A 17407-nucleotide genomic window follows, 5' to 3' on the forward strand; every position below is an offset into this window, starting at 1 on the left:
TGCTCGGGTGGAGCCGCCGGCGGTCAGCGGGGCAGGCCGCTGGCCCGCCAGGCGCCGCGACCGTGCGGCAGCCCGCGGCCCGGGACGTGCCGGTGCCGACGCGTCGGTGCGGCCCACAGCGACCTCGGCGGCTCCGGAGCCGCCTCGCCACCGCCGAGCGCGGAGAAGACCGCGACCAGGGCGGCGATCTCCTCCGGGGTGGCGTCGGGGTTGACCACGCGCAGCACCGGCTTGGCCGGCTCCGCCGCGAGGCCCTCCTGCTCGGCCGCGTCGTCGCCGGTCACAGCGGGATGTTCCCGTGCTTCTTCGGCGGCAGCGACTCGCGCTTGGTGCGCAGCAGACGCAGCGCCCGGACCACCTCGACGCGGGTCTCGTGGGGCTGGATGACCGCGTCGACGTAGCCGCGCTCGGCCGCGATGTAGGGGTTGGCGAGCGTGGTCTCGTACTCGTCGATCAGCTCGGCCCGCTTGGCCTCGACGTCCCCGCCCTCGGCCTCGACCGCCGCGAGCGTCTTGCGGTGCACGATGTTGGCGGCGCCCTGAGCGCCCATCACGGCGATCTGGGCGGTCGGCCACGCGACGTTGATGTCGGCGCCGAGGTGCTTGGAGCCCATCACGTCGTACGCGCCGCCGTAGGCCTTGCGGGTGATCACGGTGACCAGCGGCACGGTGGCCTCGGCGTAGGCGTAGATCAGCTTGGCGCCGCGCCGGATGATGCCGGTGTGCTCCTGGTCGACGCCGGGGAGGAAGCCCGGCACGTCGACGAAGGTGAGCACCGGGACGTTGAACGCATCGCAGAACCGGACGAACCGCGCGGCCTTCTCCGAGGCGTCGATGTCCAGGGTGCCGGCGAACTGCATCGGCTGGTTGGCGACCACGCCCACGGTCTGGCCCTCGACCCGGCCGAAACCGACGATCAGGTTGGGCGCGAACAGCTCCTGGACCTCCAGGAAGTCCTCGTCGTCGACGACCGCGGTGATCACGTCGTGCATGTCGTAGGGCTGGTTCGGCGAGTCCGGGATGATCGTGTCCAGGGCCCGGTCGGCGTCGTTGATCTCGGTGTCGGCGACGTCGTCGAAGGACGGTGCCTCGTCGAGGTTGTTCTGCGGCAGGAAGCTCAGCAGCGCCTTGACGTACTCCAGCGCGTCGTCCTCGTCGGAGGCCATGTAGTGGGCGTTGCCGGACTTGGTGTTGTGCGCCCGCGCACCGCCCAGCTCCTCCATCGTGACGTCCTCGCCGGTGACGGTCTTGATCACGTCGGGGCCGGTGATGAACATCGCCGAGGTCTGGTCGACCATGATCGTGAAGTCGGTGACCGCGGGGAGTAGACGTGGCCACCGGCGCAGTTGCCCATGATCAGGCTGATCTGCGGGATCACGCCGGAGGCGTGCACGTTGCGCTTGAAGATCTCGCCGTAGAGGCCGAGGGAGACGACCCCCTCCTGGATCCGGGCGCCGGCGCCCTCGTTGATGCCGACGATCGGCGAGCCGGTCTTGATCGCCAGATCCATCACCTTGGTGATCTTCTCGCCGTACACCTCGCCCAGCGACCCACCGAAGACGGTGAAGTCCTGGGAGAAGACGCAGACCTGGCGGCCGTTGATGGTGCCGTAGCCGGTCACCACGCCGTCGCCGTAGGGCCGGTTCTTCTCCAGGCCGAACGCGGTGGAGCGGTGGCGGGCGAGCTCGTCGATCTCGACGAAGCTCCCCTCGTCGAAGAGGATCTCGATCCGCTCCCGGGCGGTCTTCCGCCCCTTGGCGTGCTGCTTCTCCACGGCGTTGGCGGAGCCGGCGTGCACGGCCTCGTCGAGGCGGCGGTCCAGGTCGGCGAGCTTGCCGGCCGTGGTGTGGATGTCGATGTCGCTCGGGGTCCCGGAATCGGGCTGCGCAGTCACTTGGCCTCCTAAGTCTTCGTGCGTCAGGGTAGTGCCCGTGACGGACCAGCCGATCCAGCGCCCACCCTTCGAGTCCACCGCGCTCACCGAGGCGTTCGCGGGCCAACCCGATCTTCGGGTGGAGCTGCACGCGGTGGCGCCGTCCACCAACGCCCTGGCCGGTGAGCGGGCCCGTGCGGGGGCCGCGGAGGGCCTCCTGGTGGTCGCGGACCACCAGGCCGCGGGCCGGGGCCGGCTGGATCGCACCTGGGAGACCCCGCCGGGGGCGGCGGTGACGTTCTCGCTGCTGCTGCACCCCACCGTCCCGGCCTCCGCGTGGCCCTGGATCCCGCTGCTGGTCGGCCACAACGTGGCCAAGGCGCTGACCTCGCTGGGCAGCCGGGCGCAGGTCAAGTGGCCCAACGACGTCCTGCTCACCGACGACTCCGGCACCGCCCGGAAGGTCGCCGGGATCCTGGTCGAGCGGGTCGAGACGCCCACCGGCCCGGCCGTGGTGGTCGGCGTCGGGATCAACGTCTCCACCACCGCCGACGAGCTGCCCGTCGACACCGCGACCAGCATCGCGCTGGCGGCCGGTCCGGATGCCGACCCGGTCGACCGGACGACGGTGCTGCTCGCCGTGGTGACCACGGTCCGCGAGGCGTTCGACGTGTGGCAGGCCGGCGGGCCGGAGGCGGCTCAGCGGCTGCGTGCGTCGTACCTGGCCCGGTGCGCGACGGTGGACGTCGACGTCCGGGTGCACCTTCCCGGTGGTGGCACCCTGGTCGGCCGGGCGGTCGACGTCGATCCCGAGGGCCGGTTGGTCGTCGAGACCGCCGACGGCGTCGAGCGGGTCGGCGCCGGCGACGTGATCCACGTGCGCGCCACTGCCTGACCTGCTTGCCGATCGGTGGGATGATCGCGACGTGGCCATCTCGAAGAAGCTGCTCAACCCGGACGAACGTCTGCTGATCAGCACCCGACAGCACCCGAAGGCGCTGTTCGGGCCGCTGCTGGCGCTGGTGCTCCTGCTGGCGCTCGGCGTGTTCGTCCAGGTCGCGGCGGACTCGACGCTGCTGCACCAGGTCGTCTGGGTGGTCTGCGCGATCGGCATCGCCTGGTTCACGGTCCGACCCTTCCTGGGCTGGCTGACCACGGTGCACGCGTTCACCGACCGGCGGCTGATCACCCGCAGCGGCATCATCACCCGCCGCGGTCACGACATCCCCCTGGCGCGGGTCAGCGACGTCTCGATCGAGATCCATCTGCTGGACCGGCTCTTCGGCTGCGGCAGCCTGCTGATCGCCGACGCCTCGACCCACGGTCTGGTCCGGCTCAACGACATCCCGCACGTCGAGGACACCCAGCGCACGCTCAACGAGCTCCTGCACGACCTGCACATCGGCCGAGGTGGCAACGAGGGTGTCTGAGCTCCGCACCGTTCCGCGGTCCCGTCGGCCCGCCCGGGGGATCACGCCGTGACGGCCGACCACACGGGCCCCTCGCAGTACGACATCGACGCCTCGTTCCTCGGCTCGGCCCCCGGTCTGACCGCCGAGGAGGTGGCCGAGCGCGCGGGCATGGACGTCGACCAGGCCCGCCGGCTGTGGCGCAGCCTGGGCTTCCCCGAGCGGGGCGGCGACGCGGCCTACACCGAGGCCGACGTCCAGGCGTTGACCACGATGTCCGGCCTGATCGATGCCGGCCTCCTCGACATGGACTCGGCGCTCAACGTGGCACGAGGCGTGGGCCTCTCCATGGCGCGGCTGGCCGACTGGGAGGTCGGGGCCATCTCGCAGCGTGCCGAGGAGCTCTATGCCGAGACCGATCCGCGCGACGAGACCGAGTCGGTGATGGCCCGGATGTTCGCCGACTACGGCGGGCAGTTCGAGCGGATGATGCTCTACGCCTGGCGGCGCCACCTCGCGGCGGCGGTGGCGCGGATCGAGTCGGCACGCGGAGTCGACTCCGACCCCGGCACCACCGAGCTCACCGTCGGCTTCGCCGACATCGTCGGGTTCACCGCGCTCTCCAACGAGGTGAGCCGCGAGAAGATCGGCGACATCGTGGAGCTCTTCGAGTCCCGGTGCGGCGACGTGATCAACGCCAACGGCGGCCGGCTGATCAAGTCGATGGGCGACGCGGTCCTCTTCGTCAACGACGCTCCGATGCCCGCCTTCGTCACCGCCGAGGGGATCATCAACGTGATCGGCCGCGACCAGCGGATGCCCGACGTCCGGGTCGGACTGGCCTCCGGCTCGGTGGTGCTGCGGCTCGGCGACGTCTTCGGCCCGCCGGTGAACATGGCCTCACGGCTGACCGCGGTGGCCCGTCGCAACCGGATCATCGTCGACCACGCGACGGCCGACCGGTTGCCGAGCGACGTCGTGGAGTCGCGGCCGCTGCCCCGCGTCCGGTCCGGGGCTTCGGGGTGGTCGAGCCGGTCGCCGTACGGCGTCCGTGAGGCGAACACCCTCCGGAACGTGGAATCCGGGCAAAAGCCCGGTGCCGGGTTGCCGGACTCTCTAGGTTCGTTCATTGTGATCGAGGTGCAGGACGTACGGCTGGATCCCGTCGCGCGGCGCTCCTGGCGCGGGGAACGGGAGATCCGGTTCTCCCGGATGGAGTTCGACCTGGTGCAGGCGCTGATGGCGCGGGCGGGGTCGGTGGTCTCCCGGGACGATCTGATGCGCGAGGTCTGGGAGACCACGTTCTGGACCTCGTCGAAGACCATCGACGTCCACCTCGGCTGGGTACGGCGCAAGCTCGGCGACGACCCGCGGCGACCGGTCCTGATCACCACCGTCCGCGGGCAGGGCCTGCGGTTCGAGACGGGCTGCGGCGCCACGCCCGCCACCGCCGAGGGGGAGCGCGTCCGGTAGCGTTCCGGCCGTGCCAGAGCTCGCCCCTCGGATCGCCGTCATCGGCGGCGGTCAACTCGCACGGATGATGGCTCAACCCGCGGTCGCGCTGGGGGTCCCGCTACGGCTGCTCGCCGAGGGCGAGGGGGTCAGCGCGGCCCAGGTGATCGGCGACCACGCGGTCGGCGACTACCGCGACCTCGACACGCTGCGCTCGATCACCGAGGGGTGCTCGGTGGTCACCTTCGACCACGAGCACGTGCCGACCGAGCACCTGCACGCGCTGGAGGACGCGGGCCTGGCGGTCCGTCCGGGGCCCGACGCGTTGGTGCACGCCCAGGACAAGATCGTGATGCGGGAGGCGATGACCCGCCTCGGCGCCCCGCAGCCCCGGTGGGCCGAGGTGGCCACCGCGTCGGACGTGGTCGAGTTCGGGCTGCCCTGCGTGCTCAAGGTGAGCCGCGGCGGCTACGACGGCAAGGGTGTGTGGGTGGTGCGCTCCGAGGCCGAGATCGCCGAGCCGCTGGAGGCCGCCGCCCGCACCGGCGTCCGACTGCTGGCCGAGGAGCTGGTCGACTTCTCCCGGGAGCTCTCCGCGCTGATCGCCCGCGCACCGAGCGGCCAGGCCGCCGCCTATCCGGTGGTCGCCACGCTGCAGGTCGACGGTGTCTGCAACGAGGTCATCGCGCCGGCGCCCGACCTGGACCCCGAGCTGGCCGCGGCCGCGCAGCAGCTGGCGCTGCGGATCGCCGGGGAGCTCGGCGTGACCGGCGTGCTGGCGGTCGAGCTGTTCGAGGCGCGCGACGCCGAGGGGAAGGTGGTCGTGCTGGTCAACGAGCTGGCGATGCGGCCGCACAACACCGGCCACTGGACCCAGGACGGTGCGGTCACCTCCCAGTTCGAGAACCACCTGCGGGCGGTCCTCGACCTCCCGCTGGGATCGCCGGAGCCACGCGCCTGCTGGTCGGTGATGGTCAACATCCTCGGTGGGAACGACTCCACGGTGGGGCGGCTCTACGACGGTTACCCGCACGCGATGGCCCGTGACCCGCGGCTCCGGGTGCACCTCTACGGCAAGGACCTGCGCCCGGGCCGCAAGGTGGGCCACGTCAACGTCTACGGCGACGACCTCGCGGACTGCTTGGAGCGCGCGCGCCACGCGGCCGCGTGGTTCCGCGGCGATCTCGGCGACGAGAGCGAGTAGCCCCCGCCGGGGCCGCGCCCGCGGTCCTCTAGGGTTCGGCCCATGACTGCGCGTGTCGGCATCGTGATGGGTTCGGACTCCGACTGGCCGGTGATGGAGGCCGCGGCCGACGCGCTGGGCGAGTTCGACGTGACGTTCGAGGCCGATGTCGTCTCCGCCCACCGGATGCCGGAGGAGATGCTCGACTACGGCAAGCGCGCCGCGGACCGCGGGCTGTCGGTGATCATCGCCGGCGCCGGCGGGGCGGCCCACCTCCCGGGCATGCTCGCCTCGGTCACCCCGCTGCCGGTGATCGGGGTGCCGGTGCCGCTGAAGTACCTCGACGGCATGGACTCGCTGCTCTCCATCGTGCAGATGCCCGCCGGGGTGCCGGTGGCCACCGTCGCGGTGGGCGGGGCCCGTAACGCCGGACTGCTGGCGGTGCGGATCCTCGCCGCGACGGACCCGTCGCTGCAGCGGCGGATGCTGGACTTCCAGGCCGATCTGAAGGCGGCCGCGCACGCGAAGGGCACGGTCGTGCGCGAGCGGGCCACCCGTGCTCCCGTGGTGGAGTAGGCCCGATTCACCCCTTCGGACCCTTGTCTTGACTGATTCAAGTCGGTAAACATGAGGGTATGGCCTCACATGCGAAGTTGCACTACACGACTCCCGGCCTCACCACGGAGGTGGCGCAGCGCGTCGTCGACCTCCTGCAGGACCGGCTGAACGCCACCAACGACCTGCACCTCACGCTCAAGCACGTGCACTGGAACGTGGTCGGACCGCACTTCATCGCCGTCCACGAGATGATCGATCCGCAGGTCGAGACCGTGCGCGGGTTCGCCGACGACCTCGCCGAGCGGATCGCCACTTTGGGCGGCTCGCCCTCGGGCACCCCGGGCGCGATCGTCGATCAGCGCACCTGGAACGAGTACAGCATCGGGCGGGCGACCACCCAGGAGCACCTCGCCGCGCTCGACGTCGTCTACCAGGGCGTGATCGAGTCCTACCGGTCGGGGATCAAGGTCCTCGAGGAGCTCGACCCGGTCACCCAGGACATGTTCATCTCCCAGACCGAGCAGTTCGAGCTCTTCCACTGGTTCATCCGGGCCCACCTGGAGGACAAGTCCGGCTCGCTGTCGACCGGCGACGCCACCACCGAGAAGGGTGCTGCGCGCGCCGCGGAGTGACCCACTCCGTCCGGCAGCGCTGACGCTGCGATGACGAGGCCGCCGTCCCGGGTACGCCGGGGCGGCGGCCTCGTTCGCTCGGGCCGGGCCGTGTGTTCGCTGGGGCCTGCCGGGGGCCTGTCGGTGGGCGGCCGGGCTCAGGCGCCCCGGCTGCCCCACTCGATCGCGGGACAGGTGTCCATCACCATCGGGGTGCCGGCAGCGGTGGTCCGCGCGAACGCCGCCTCGTCGACCACGCCGAGCTGGAACCACACGCCCTTTGCGCCGATCGCCACCGCCTCGTCGGCCACCTCGCCGGCGTGCTCGGAGCGGCGGAAGACGTCGACCACGTCGATCGGGAAGGGGATCGCTGCCAGCGTCGGGTAGGCCTTCTCGCCGAGCACCACCAGCTCCTCCTCGGCGGCCGCGGGGTGCACCGGGACGATCCGCTTGCCGCGCTCCTGCAGCAGCGCCGCGATCCGGTACGCCGTGCGGCGGGGGTCGCCGGAGAGTCCGACCACCGCCCAGGTGTCGGCGGCCAGCATCTCCTCGACGACGGCGGGGTCCTGCCAGGTGCTCGTGGTCATGTCCGGCGTAACCGGCGCACTGGGCCGGTTCTTCCCGGGCCGGTTCTTCCCGGGCCGCGGGACGGTCGGGGTCAGGCGTCGTCGGCCAGCAGGCGACGTACCTGGGGGAGGACCTCGTCGAACGGCCGCCGCGAGCGGACCACGACCACCTGGGTCTCGGTCGCCTCGCTGGCCTCGAGGCCCAGGCGGCGGGTCACTGCGGCGACGGCGTCGGCCAGCTCGGAGCGGGCGTCGGTGCTGGTGCCCCGCAGCCAGCGTCGCAGCACGTGGTTGTGGGCGGTGACCACCGCGTTGGCGAGGACCTCGGCGATCAGGTCGTCCCTCAGCTCGCCGTCCGGCGGGGTGAGCCAGCGGCGCACGTGGTCGCGGAAGAGCTGCTGGTAGGCACGTTGGTTGGCCGACTCGGTGGCGCGGAGGGCGGGGACGCTGCTGGTCAGCGCGTAACGGGCCCGGGCCACCTCGCCGTCCGCGAGGTAGTTGTCCAACACGATCCGGGACGCCTCCAGCAGCGCCAGGTCACCGGTGTCGCGGGTGGCGCTGGACAGGCGCGCGTCGACGGCGGCCAGGATCGGCGCATGGTCGGGGAAGACCACCGCCTCCTTCGTCGGGAACGAGCGGAAGAACGTGGTGCGTCCGACGCCGGCCTCGGCGGCGATGTCGTCGACGGTGGTGGCTTCGAAGCCGCGGTCGGTGAAGAGGCGGAAGGCCGCGGCCACCATCCGCTCCCGGGTGCTCGTCGCAGGCATCGGGCGCTCCGTTCTTTGGATCGTTAACTGGTACGAAGTACCGTATAGGAAGAACTCAGTATCAGGAACGAGGACAGGTGGCGACGGTGGGCAACGACTTCACGTACTACGGACTCTCCGAGGAGCACGACGCGATCCGCGAGGCGGTCCGCGCGCTCTGCGACGACAAGGTGGCGCCGTACGCTGCCGACGTCGACGAGGAGGCTCGCTACCCGCAGGAGGCGCACGACGCGCTGGTGGCCGCCGACTTCCACGCCCCGCACGTCCCGGAGCAGTACGGCGGCGCCGGCGCGGACGCGCTCGCCACCTGCATCGTGATCGAGGAGGTCGCCCGTGCGTGCGTCTCGTCCTCGCTCATCCCGGCCGTCAACAAGCTCGGCTCGCTCCCGCTGCAGCTGGCCGGCAGCGAGGAGCTCAAGCAGGCCTACCTGCCGCGGCTCGCCGCCGGCGAGGGCGGCTTCTCCTACTGCCTCTCCGAGCCCGATGCCGGCTCCGACTCGGCCGCACAGAAGACCCGTGCGGTACGCGACGGCGACGACTACGTCCTCAACGGTGTGAAGCGCTGGATCACCAACGCCGGCGTCTCGGAGTTCTACACCGTGCTCGCCTCCACCGACCCCGACGCGCGCTCGCGCGGGATCACCGCCTTCGTGGTGGAGAAGTCCGACGAGGGCGTCACCTTCGGCGCGCCGGAGAAGAAGCTCGGCATCAAGGGCTCGCCGACCCGCGAGGTCTACCTCGACAACGTGCGGATCCCGGCCAGCCGGATGATCGGCGCCGAGGGAGAGGGCTTCGAGATCGCGATGCGCACGCTGGACCACACCCGGGTGACCATCGCCGCCCAGGCGGTCGGCGTCGCCCAGGGCGCACTGGACTACGCGCTGGGCTACGTCCAGGAGCGCCAGCAGTTCGGCCGCCCGATCGCCGACTTCCAGGGCCTGCAGTTCCTGCTGGCGGACATGGGCATGAAGGTCGAGGCAGCGCGGCAGTTGACGTATGCGGCGGCGGCGAAGTCCGAGCGCGGCGACGCCGACCTGACCTTCTTCGGCGCCTCGGCCAAGTGCTTCGCCTCCGACGTGGCGATGCAGGTCACCACCGACGCGGTCCAGGCGCTCGGCGGCTACGGCTACACCCGCGACTACCCGGTGGAGCGGATGATGCGCGACGCCAAGATCACCCAGATCTACGAGGGCACCAACCAGGTGCAGCGGATCGTGGCCGCTCGGCAGCTGCTGGCCGGCGTACAGCGGTCCAAGTGACCCGATGACCCGGTGACCGGGTGGCTGCGGTCCGGATCGTGAGAAGTCGCGGTCGAGAGGGTTGAGTCGACCCGCGGGCGGCAAGGACGGGAGGCATGACTACCACGATCCGCCGCCTGACCGCTGCCGTCGCCGTGCCCGCCACCCTCATGCTCGCCCTCACCGCCTGCGGCGGTGACGAGACCGAGTCCGGTGCCGACGACACCTCGTCGCAGGCCGACGAGAGCGCCGACTCCGAGGCCACCGAGACCGAGGAGTCCCCCGAGGCCGAGGAGTCCGACCCGGCCGGGGAGGTGCCGCAGGCCGGCGACATCCCGAACCCGGTCGACGACCCGGACGGCTTCCAGGCCTACATCGAGGAGATGTACGTCGACGCCGGCATGTCCGCGTCGCAGGCCAAGTGCATGGCCGGTGCCTTCATGGACCACGTGGACACCACCGACCTGAACGACGCGGACGCGATCACCGGGATGATGACCGACCCCGAGCTGCAGGATGCGATGACCGACTGCGTGTGAGGACTGGCCCCCGCGGCGCCCGGAACCTGATCGGTTCCGGGCGCCGCGGCGTTCGTGGCGCCCGGGGCCGGGCCCGGCGCACGCGCCCGACGGACGCTGCCCGCGTCGGGGCGGCGTACCCTGCAAGGAACACGTTCTACTCCGGAGGTACGACGATGCCCTCACTGCGCTGCCCCTGCGACACCACCCTGCGTGCCGACAACGACGACGACCTCGTCGAGAAGGTCCAGGAGCACCTCGCCGCCGAGCACCCCGGCCGGGAGTACTCCCGTGAGGAGATCCTCTTCATGGCGATGTGACCCGCCGACGGCGGCGGTGGCCGCTCAGCCGGGGAAGATCCGGGGCAGGTCCGCGGCGCTGCCGGTGAACCGCGGTGCCCGCTTCTCCAGGAAGGCGGCGACGCCCTCCTTCCCGTCGGCGATCGACGTCCAGTACATCGCCAGCGAGTCCGAGAGGTGCGCGTGCAGCGGGTCGGCCGCGGCGCCGTTGCGGTAGAGCAGCTGCTTGGCGAGGCCGAGCGCCGTCGCCGACCGGCCGATCACGAACGACCGGGCCAGCTCCTGGGCCGTGCCGACCAGCTCGTCGGGCTCGTGGACGCTGCGCAGCAGGCCGCCGGCGAGCGCGGCCTCCGCGTCGAGGACGTCGGCCGAGTAGACCCACTCCAGCGCCTGCTGGATGCCGACGATCCGGGGCAGGAACCAGGATGAGCAGGCCTCCGGGACGATGCCGAGTCGTCCGAAGACGAAGCCGATCCGGGCCTTGGTCGAGGCGAGCCGCAGGTCCATCGCCAGGGTCATGGTGGCACCGATCCCCACCGCGGGCCCGTTGATCGCGGCGATCACCGGCTTGGGCAGGGCGTGGATCGCCAGGGTCACCTTGCCGCCGGTGTCGCGGATGCCCGACGCGTAGGGCTCCTCCAGGTAGTTCGCGGAGAAGTCCTCCGGCGTGGGGGAGTGGCTCTCGTCCAGGCCGAACACGTTGCCGGCGGCGTTGAGGTCCATGCCGGCGCAGAACGCCCGGCCGGCGCCGGTGACGACCACGGCCCGCACCTCGTCGCGGCGGGCGTCGGTGAGGAAGAACCGCTCCAGCTCCACCGCCATCGTGAGGTCGAACGCGTTGAGCGCGTCCGGGCGGTGCAGGGTCACGGTGGCGACGCCGTCGCCGTCCAGTTCGACGCGCAGCGTCTCGTAGGTTCCCATCCGGTCAGAGCCCCTTCTGGTTGCAGATCTTGTTGGTCAGGTCGTCGGTGCGGTCCTCGATGATGATGTCGAAGAGCTGGTCGGCACGCTCGGTGTCGATCACCACGTCGCTGTAGCCGGTGCCCGCCGCCTGGTAGTCGACCGGCAGGGTGCAGGACTTCCCCTTGCCGGAGGTCGAGGCCGACATCGCCATCGCGAAGCGGGCGGCGTCGAAGGGCCCCATGCCCTCTCCGACCGCGATCGCACCGGGAGCAGCCATGTTCAGCCGCCAGTAGCGGATCGGGTTGATCACGGTCCACGGCGAGACCGCCTTGTCGCCGATCGCGGCGATCACCTCGCGCTGGCGGCGTACCCGCGCGAAGTCGTCGTTGCTGTCGCCGTAAGCGGCGTGACGGGACCGGGCGTAGCCGAGTGCGGTGACCCCGTCGACCTCCTGGCAACCCTTCTCGATGTCCAGGTTCGCCTGCTTGTCGGCGATCGCCTGCTTCGGACAGATCTCGACACCGCCGACGGCGTCGACCACGTCGACGAACCCGGCGAAGCCGATCTCGACGTAGTGGTCGATCCGGATCCCGGTGGTGGACTCGACGGTCTGGGTGAGCAGCTCCGGGCCGCCGATCGCGAAGGAGGAGTTGATCTTCTCGCCCGAGCCGTGGCCCGGGATGTCGACCAGGGTGTCGCGGGGGATGGAGATCAGGGTGTCCGGACCGGAGCCGGTCTGCAGCAGCATGATCGTGTCGGTCCGGGCGTTGCCGGCGTCGCCGCCGGTGCCCAGCTGCTCGCGCTCCTCCTTGCTGAGGTCGCCGCGCGAGTCGCTGCCCACGATCAGGTACGTCGTCCCCGGCTGGTCCTCGGGGCGATCCCCGTCGGGCTCGAAGGCGACCTTGTCGACCTTGCTCCAGGCGAGGATCGGCACGACGACCAGATAGACCAGCCACAGCACCAGCAGCGCCAGGATCACCTTGATCCATCGCTTCGGACGGCGCCACCCGCTGTGCGAGCGGTGCGGCCGTGCGGGTGGCGCGCTCGGCGGGGCGGGAGGAGCCTCGGCCGGGCGCTGCCCGGCGGGCCGCTCCGTGCCGGGGCGCGGCTGCTGCGGCAGCATCATCGTCGGCTCCGGTCGGTCGGCCGGTCCGGGACGGGTGGCCGGACGCTCGGGGGTCGGGTCGCCGCCGGTGCCGTAGATCCAGTCGTAGTCCCCCTCGTCGCCGGAGCCGTCCCCGCGCTTGCCGCTTCCTGCCATGGCGGTGACCGTACCGGTCAGGACCCCGACGGCTCGCCCGCGGCGCGTCGCCGGGCATCGGCCCAGGGCATCCGGGCACGCACCGTCGCGCCACTCGGCGCGCCCTGCTGCGCCGTCGCCCAGGCGCTGTAGCCGGCGAAGCTGCCGCGGACGCCCGGCTCGAGATCGGCCAGGTAGGCCGCGACGTGCGCGACCAGCTGCTCGTCGGTCCAGGTGGCGGCGCGCGCGGACCGGGCATGGGTGGGCAGGCCGGCCGCCGTACAGGCGGCGCGCCAGGAGCCGAAGCGGCGGATGATCCAGGCGACGGACGGCCCGCCCGCGGTCTCGCGGTGGCGCTCGTAGGCGGCCGTGCTCAGGGCGCTGCCGCCGGCCGCGTCACGCAGCGCGGCGAGCAGGTCGTCGTCGGTGAAGGCGGTGGCCATGGCCCCGATCATCCCCGACGCGGCGCGCGACGGGCGCTATCGTCGCGCGGGTGAGCGTCCTGCCCCCGGAGTTGCCGCCCTCCCGCCCGCCGTCGTACTCGCGGATGGAGCTGGCCTCGCTGACCGCTCGTGCGCAGGCGAACCTGCTGGGCAACATCCACGGCGGCGAGATCGTCAAGCTCGCCGACTCCGCCGCCGGGGTGGTCGCGCAGCGGCACAGCGGCGGGCCCGCGGTGACCGCGGCCCTGGACGAGATGGCCTTCCACGAGCCGGTCCGGGTGGGCGACATCATCCGCACCAGGGCGCAGGTGAACTGGTGCGGTTCCTCGTCGATGGAGGTCGGCGTGCGGATCGAGACCCAGCCCTGGGACGACGCCAGCTCGGAGTCGCTGCACGTCGGGTCGGCGTACTTCGTCTTCGTGGCGATCGACGCGGCCGGGCGCCCGCGCCGCGTACCGGCGCTGACACCCGAGGACGCCGAGGACGAGCGGCGGGCCCGGGAGGCCGGGATCCGGCGGGCGCACCGGATGGCCCGCCGCCAGGAGATCGAGGCGGGCCGCACCGGCTCCCGGACCGCGCCTAACGGCTGACCGCCACCGCCCGGAGGGTCGCCGCGACCGCCTCGACCGCCGCCGGCCGCGGCGGTGCGCCGTACGACGCCAGCTGGACGTGACGGGCGGCGCCGGCCACCGCGCGGGTGACGACGCCCGGGTTGCGGTGGGCCTCCAGGGCCAGGCCGGGCAGCACGGTGACGCCGACACCGGTGGCGACCAGGGCCTGCACGGCCACGTAGTCGTCGCTGGCGAAGGCGATGTCCGGGGTGAACCCGGCGGCGTCACACAGATGCAGCAGCTCGATGCGGCAGCGCTCGCAGCCGGTGATCCACCGGTGGTCGCCGAGGTGGTCGAGCGTGGTGGTGGCGTCGGCCGCACCGGCGCCGAGTCGGTCGACGTCGGCGGCCACCAGGTGCAACGGGTCGCCGAAGAGGGTCTCGGCCCGGATCTGCTCCTGGTCCGGCTGGTCCGGGTAGGCGAAGGTCAGCGCCAGGTCGACCTCGCCGGCGCGCAGCATCTCGGTGGCCTCCGGTGGCTCCGCCTCGATCAGGTCGAGGGTGAGGCCGGGGTGCCGGGTCGCGAGCCGGGCGATCGCCGCCGGGACCAGCGTGGCGGCCCCGGACGGGAACGCGGCGAGCCTGACGTTGCCGGTGCGCAGGTGGTTGGCGGCGGCGAGCTCGGTCTCGGCCCGTTCGAGGAGGCCGAGGATCTCCTCGCCGCGCCGGGCGAGCTGGACGCCGTCGGCGGTCAGCCGGACGCCGCGGCCGACGCGCTGCAGGAGCACGCTGCCGGTCTCGGCCTCGAGCCGGCGCAGGTGATGGGAGACGGTGGGCTGGCCGTAGTGGAGCGCGGCAGCGGCGGCGGAGACGCTCCCGGTCCGATACACCGCGACGAGGGCCTCGAGCCGCCGAAGGTCGATCACCCCGGAACGGTATCAATCGACAGTGTCGATGTGAATGCACGAAAAGAACTATTGGACCGATAGGACTGCCGGCGGCGACCATAGGAGGCATGGACTCCTCGGTCGGTACCTCGTCGTTGACGTTCGCTGCGGTGCAGCGGGCCGGCGAGGTCGTCGCCGCCACCCTCGCGACGACGCCGCTGGTGTCCCACCCGGTGCTCGACCGGTCGGTGGGGCGCCGGCTCCTGGTCAAGCACGAGCACGTGCTCCCGACAGGCTCCTTCAAGGTGCGCGGCGGCGTCCACCTGGCCGCCACGCTCACCGACGTCGAGCGCCGGGTCGGCCTGGTCACCACCTCCACCGGCAACCACGCGCAGTCGGTGGCGTTCGCCGCTCGCGCCGCCGGGGTGCCGGCGACCGTGGTGATGCCGCAGTGCGCGCCCGCGGTGAAGCGGGACGCGGTCGAGGCCCTGGGTGCGCGGGTGATCGTCCACGGGGACGGGCTGGGCGAGGCCGCCGCGCACGCGCGCTCCCTCGCGACCGAGGGTGGCTACATCGATCCGACCGACCCGCGGATCATCCTGGGCCACGCGACCGCCTACCTGGAGCTGTTCACCCAGGCCTCCGGGCTCGGCGCGGTCTACGTGCCGATCGGCAGCGGCACCGGAGCGGTCGGCGCGTGCGTGGTCCGCGACGCCCTCGCACCCTCGTGTGCGGTGATCGGCGTGCAGTCCTCCTCGGCCCCGGCCGGCTGGCGCTCCTGGCTCAGCGGCCGGATCGAGACGGCCCCGGCCGCCACCCGGGCCTCCGGCCTGGCCACCACCAGCGGCTACGCCGCCACACTCGCCACCCTGTGGGCCGGACTGGCCGACTTCCTGCTGGTCACCGACGACGAGATCGACGGCGCGGCCCGCCTGCTGGCCACCCGTGCCGGCACGCTCGCGGAGGGAGCCGGCGCGGCCGCGCTCGCCGGCGTCGTCGCTGCGGCCGAACCGGCTGCGGACGGTGACCTGCCGGTCGCGGACGGTGAGCTGCCGGTCGCGGTGATGTGCACCGGAGGCAACGCCTCGGCCGACGAGATCGCCCGGCTCGCGGCGGCCGCCTGACACCTGCGGCGCCGTCGCGGTCGACCTGGCGGGGCCGGGTGGCGCCGGGGTGACCCGCGTCGCCTTGCTCGTGCCAGGACCGTGGGCTGGCCGACCCGGGCCGTGACCCGGGCCGTGACCCAGGCCGTGACCCAGGCCGTGACCCAGGCCGTGACCCAGGCCGTGACCCAGGCCGTGACCCAGGCCGTGACCCAGGCCGCGGCGAGCGTCCGGCGCGTCGTACCTGCTGTGACGGGTGTGACTGGTGATACTGGCGGAACTGCTCCCTTCCCCAGCAGGAGTTCCACCTCATGGCTGCTTCCCCGCGGCGCCCCCCGGCTCACCGACGCCGGGAGTGGCCGAACGCGCGGCCCGCGTGCGATTCCGGCGTGCGATGACCCTGATGGCGTTCACGCTCCTCGCCCCGGGCTCGGCCCAGCTGATCGCCGGCAACCGCAAGGTCGGCCTGGTCGCCCTGCGGATCTGGATCGGACTGCTCTGCCTCGGCGCCCTCGGCCTGGTGGTCAGCGCGCTGGACCACTCCTGGGCGATCACCCTGGCCTTCAACAGCGATCTGCTGCTCCTGCTGCGGCTCGGCCTCTTCGCCGCCGCCATCGGCTGGGCGGCCCTGTTCATGGATGCCTGGCGCCTCGGTCAGCCGCTGACGTTGGGGCTGCCGCAGCGGCGCGCCGTGGTGGGGGTCAACGGACTGCTCTGCCTCTCGGTCGCCGGCACGCTGCTCTTCGGCGCCCACCTGGTCGGCGTACAGCGGGATCTCTCCATCGCACTCTTCGGCAACACCGCGGTCAGCGGAGCCCACGACGGCCGTTTCAACGTACTGCTGCTGGGCGGTGACTCCGGCGCGGGCCGCTGGGGGCTGCGCCCGGACTCGCTGACGGTCGCCTCGATCGACGCGGAGACCGGCAAGGCGGTGCTGGTCGGGCTGCCTCGCAACCTGGAGAACTTCCCGTTCCGCGACGGCAGCGTGATGGACGAGCAGTTCCCCGACGGCTTCGACTGCGACGGCTGCTACATCAACGGGGTCAGCACCTGGGCCGAGGACCACACCGACCTGTTCGGTGAGTCCGAGACCCCTGGCGTCGACGCCACGGTCTCGGCGGTCGAGGGGGTCACCGGACTGCGGATCAACTACTGGGCGATGGTCAACCTGCAGGGCTTCAAGGACCTCGTCGACGCGGTCGGCGGGATCACCCTCAACGTGCGCCAGCCGATCCCGGTCGGCGGCCTCGGCGACGACGTCACCGGCTACATCGACCCCGGCAAGCGCACCCTCGACGGCTTCGAGACGCTCTGGTACGCCCGTGCTCGGGAGGGCTCGGACGACTACTCACGGATGGCGCGCCAGAAGTGCGTGCTCAACGGCTTCCTGCAGCAGGTCAGCCCGCAGACCGCGCTGACCAACTTCGAGGAGCTCGCCGAAGCGACGACCGGGATGTTCTCCACCAACCTGCCCGCCTCCGAGGTCGGGCGCTTCGTGGAGCTGGGCCTGAAGACGCGGAGCCAGAAGGTCGCCACGGTCTCGCTGGTGCCACCGAAGGTGAACACCGCCGAGCCCGACATCGACGAGATCCGGCAGATGGTCGCCGACGCGGTGGCGAGCTCGGAGGGCAGCGGCGGCGACGACGCGGGCACGACCGCGAGGAAGAAGCGGAACAGCACCGTCACCGGCGGGTCGATCGGCAGCCGCGACGGCGGCTATGCGGCGAACGAGTCCGACGACCTGAGCTCCGCCTGCTAGCCCGAGGCTAGACCTGTCGGCCGGAGACACCGCTCGCTACGGCGCCGAC

19 protein-coding genes and 1 pseudogene are annotated in these 17407 nt (G+C 72.1%); 12 read left to right on the top strand and 8 right to left on the bottom strand.

Going from position 1 to position 17407, the window contains the following annotated elements:
• Positions 1 to 23: 23 nt before the first annotated feature.
• Positions 24 to 284, bottom strand: coding sequence for an acyl-CoA carboxylase subunit epsilon (locus tag FIV43_RS01585; protein WP_141012711.1), 261 nt, complete (start codon positions 282 to 284; stop codon positions 24 to 26).
• A pseudogene (locus FIV43_RS01590) lies at positions 281 to 1893 on the bottom strand (acyl-CoA carboxylase subunit beta). The gene FIV43_RS01585 and the pseudogene FIV43_RS01590 overlap by 4 nt, the downstream one beginning before the upstream one ends.
• A 37-nt stretch (positions 1894 to 1930) precedes the next feature.
• Here FIV43_RS01590 and FIV43_RS01595 point away from each other — a divergent pair.
• Genes FIV43_RS01595 through FIV43_RS01625 form a run of 6 tightly spaced genes read left to right on the top strand, consistent with a single transcriptional unit; the run spans position 1931 to position 7106 of the window.
• Positions 1931 to 2767 (top strand): biotin--[acetyl-CoA-carboxylase] ligase, encoded by an 837-nt coding sequence (locus FIV43_RS01595; protein ID WP_231123611.1) that lies wholly within the window; start codon positions 1931 to 1933, stop codon positions 2765 to 2767.
• A gap of 31 nt (positions 2768 to 2798) precedes the next feature.
• Complete coding sequence (locus tag FIV43_RS01600) at positions 2799 to 3302, top strand: PH domain-containing protein (RefSeq protein WP_141012713.1); 504 nt, start codon at positions 2799 to 2801, stop codon at positions 3300 to 3302.
• A 48-nt stretch (positions 3303 to 3350) separates the two neighbouring features.
• A complete protein-coding gene (locus FIV43_RS21830) occupies positions 3351 to 4754 on the top strand; it encodes a winged helix-turn-helix domain-containing protein (protein WP_231123612.1) in 1404 nt (467 codons plus the stop codon).
• Between the two features lie 10 nt (positions 4755 to 4764).
• Positions 4765 to 5937, top strand: a complete 1173-nt coding sequence (locus FIV43_RS01615) for a 5-(carboxyamino)imidazole ribonucleotide synthase (RefSeq protein WP_141012715.1) — start codon at positions 4765 to 4767, stop codon at positions 5935 to 5937.
• Positions 5938 to 5979: 42 nt separating this feature from the next.
• Positions 5980 to 6492: a 5-(carboxyamino)imidazole ribonucleotide mutase gene (purE, locus tag FIV43_RS01620; RefSeq protein ID WP_141012716.1), complete on the top strand. Its 513-nt coding sequence runs from the start codon at positions 5980 to 5982 to the stop codon at positions 6490 to 6492.
• Positions 6493 to 6551: 59 nt separating this feature from the next.
• Positions 6552 to 7106 (top strand): Dps family protein, encoded by a 555-nt coding sequence (locus FIV43_RS01625; protein WP_141012717.1) that lies wholly within the window; start codon positions 6552 to 6554, stop codon positions 7104 to 7106.
• Positions 7107 to 7243: 137 nt separating this feature from the next.
• Here FIV43_RS01625 and FIV43_RS01630 read toward each other — a convergent pair whose 3' ends face one another.
• Positions 7244 to 7672: a CoA-binding protein gene (locus FIV43_RS01630; protein WP_141012718.1), complete on the bottom strand. Its 429-nt coding sequence runs from the start codon at positions 7670 to 7672 to the stop codon at positions 7244 to 7246.
• A gap of 71 nt (positions 7673 to 7743) precedes the next feature.
• Positions 7744 to 8418 (bottom strand): TetR family transcriptional regulator, encoded by a 675-nt coding sequence (locus FIV43_RS01635; RefSeq protein ID WP_141012719.1) that lies wholly within the window; start codon positions 8416 to 8418, stop codon positions 7744 to 7746.
• Between the two features lie 86 nt (positions 8419 to 8504).
• Here FIV43_RS01635 and FIV43_RS01640 point away from each other — a divergent pair, with 86 nt between their 5' ends.
• From FIV43_RS01640 to FIV43_RS01650, 3 genes are all read left to right on the top strand, one after another.
• Complete coding sequence (locus FIV43_RS01640; protein WP_141012720.1) at positions 8505 to 9677, top strand: acyl-CoA dehydrogenase family protein; 1173 nt, start codon at positions 8505 to 8507, stop codon at positions 9675 to 9677.
• Between the two features lie 95 nt (positions 9678 to 9772).
• On the top strand, positions 9773 to 10195 hold the full coding sequence (locus tag FIV43_RS01645; protein WP_141012721.1) for a hypothetical protein: 423 nt from the start codon (positions 9773 to 9775) through the stop codon (positions 10193 to 10195).
• 155 nt (positions 10196 to 10350) lie between these two features.
• Positions 10351 to 10494 (top strand): DUF1059 domain-containing protein, encoded by a 144-nt coding sequence (locus FIV43_RS01650; RefSeq protein WP_141012722.1) that lies wholly within the window; start codon positions 10351 to 10353, stop codon positions 10492 to 10494.
• Between the two features lie 24 nt (positions 10495 to 10518).
• On the opposite strand, the gene FIV43_RS01655 is transcribed toward FIV43_RS01650, so the two are convergent.
• Genes FIV43_RS01655 through FIV43_RS01665 form a run of 3 tightly spaced genes read right to left on the bottom strand, consistent with a single transcriptional unit; the run spans position 10519 to position 13059 of the window.
• Positions 10519 to 11394, bottom strand: coding sequence for a crotonase/enoyl-CoA hydratase family protein (locus tag FIV43_RS01655; RefSeq protein ID WP_141012723.1), 876 nt, complete (start codon positions 11392 to 11394; stop codon positions 10519 to 10521).
• A 4-nt stretch (positions 11395 to 11398) separates the two neighbouring features.
• The gene (locus FIV43_RS01660; protein WP_141012724.1) at positions 11399 to 12637 is read right to left on the bottom strand and encodes an LCP family protein; all 1239 of its coding nucleotides are present in this window, start codon (positions 12635 to 12637) and stop codon (positions 11399 to 11401) included.
• Between the two features lie 17 nt (positions 12638 to 12654).
• Positions 12655 to 13059 carry a homing endonuclease associated repeat-containing protein gene (locus tag FIV43_RS01665; protein ID WP_141012725.1) on the bottom strand — a complete coding sequence of 135 codons (405 nt, stop codon included), beginning with the start codon at positions 13057 to 13059 and terminating at the stop codon, positions 12655 to 12657.
• A 50-nt stretch (positions 13060 to 13109) separates the two neighbouring features.
• Between FIV43_RS01665 and FIV43_RS01670 the strand changes: the two genes are divergently transcribed.
• The gene (locus FIV43_RS01670; RefSeq protein ID WP_231123613.1) at positions 13110 to 13649 is read left to right on the top strand and encodes an acyl-CoA thioesterase; all 540 of its coding nucleotides are present in this window, start codon (positions 13110 to 13112) and stop codon (positions 13647 to 13649) included.
• Here FIV43_RS01670 and FIV43_RS01675 read toward each other — a convergent pair.
• Complete coding sequence (locus FIV43_RS01675; RefSeq protein ID WP_141012726.1) at positions 13639 to 14535, bottom strand: LysR family transcriptional regulator; 897 nt, start codon at positions 14533 to 14535, stop codon at positions 13639 to 13641. The genes FIV43_RS01670 and FIV43_RS01675 overlap by 11 nt on opposite strands.
• An 89-nt stretch (positions 14536 to 14624) precedes the next feature.
• On the opposite strand from FIV43_RS01675, the gene FIV43_RS01680 reads away from it, so the two are divergent.
• Together FIV43_RS01680 and FIV43_RS01685 are read left to right on the top strand one after the other, a co-directional pair.
• A complete protein-coding gene (locus tag FIV43_RS01680; RefSeq protein WP_141012727.1) occupies positions 14625 to 15620 on the top strand; it encodes a threonine ammonia-lyase in 996 nt (331 codons plus the stop codon).
• A gap of 382 nt (positions 15621 to 16002) precedes the next feature.
• Complete coding sequence (locus FIV43_RS01685) at positions 16003 to 17358, top strand: LCP family protein (RefSeq protein WP_231123614.1); 1356 nt, start codon at positions 16003 to 16005, stop codon at positions 17356 to 17358.
• Positions 17359 to 17407: the final 49 nt, after the last annotated feature.

It is taken from the genome of Nocardioides sambongensis, assembly GCF_006494815.1.
Taxonomy (GTDB): Bacteria; Actinomycetota; Actinomycetes; order Propionibacteriales; family Nocardioidaceae; genus Nocardioides; species Nocardioides sambongensis.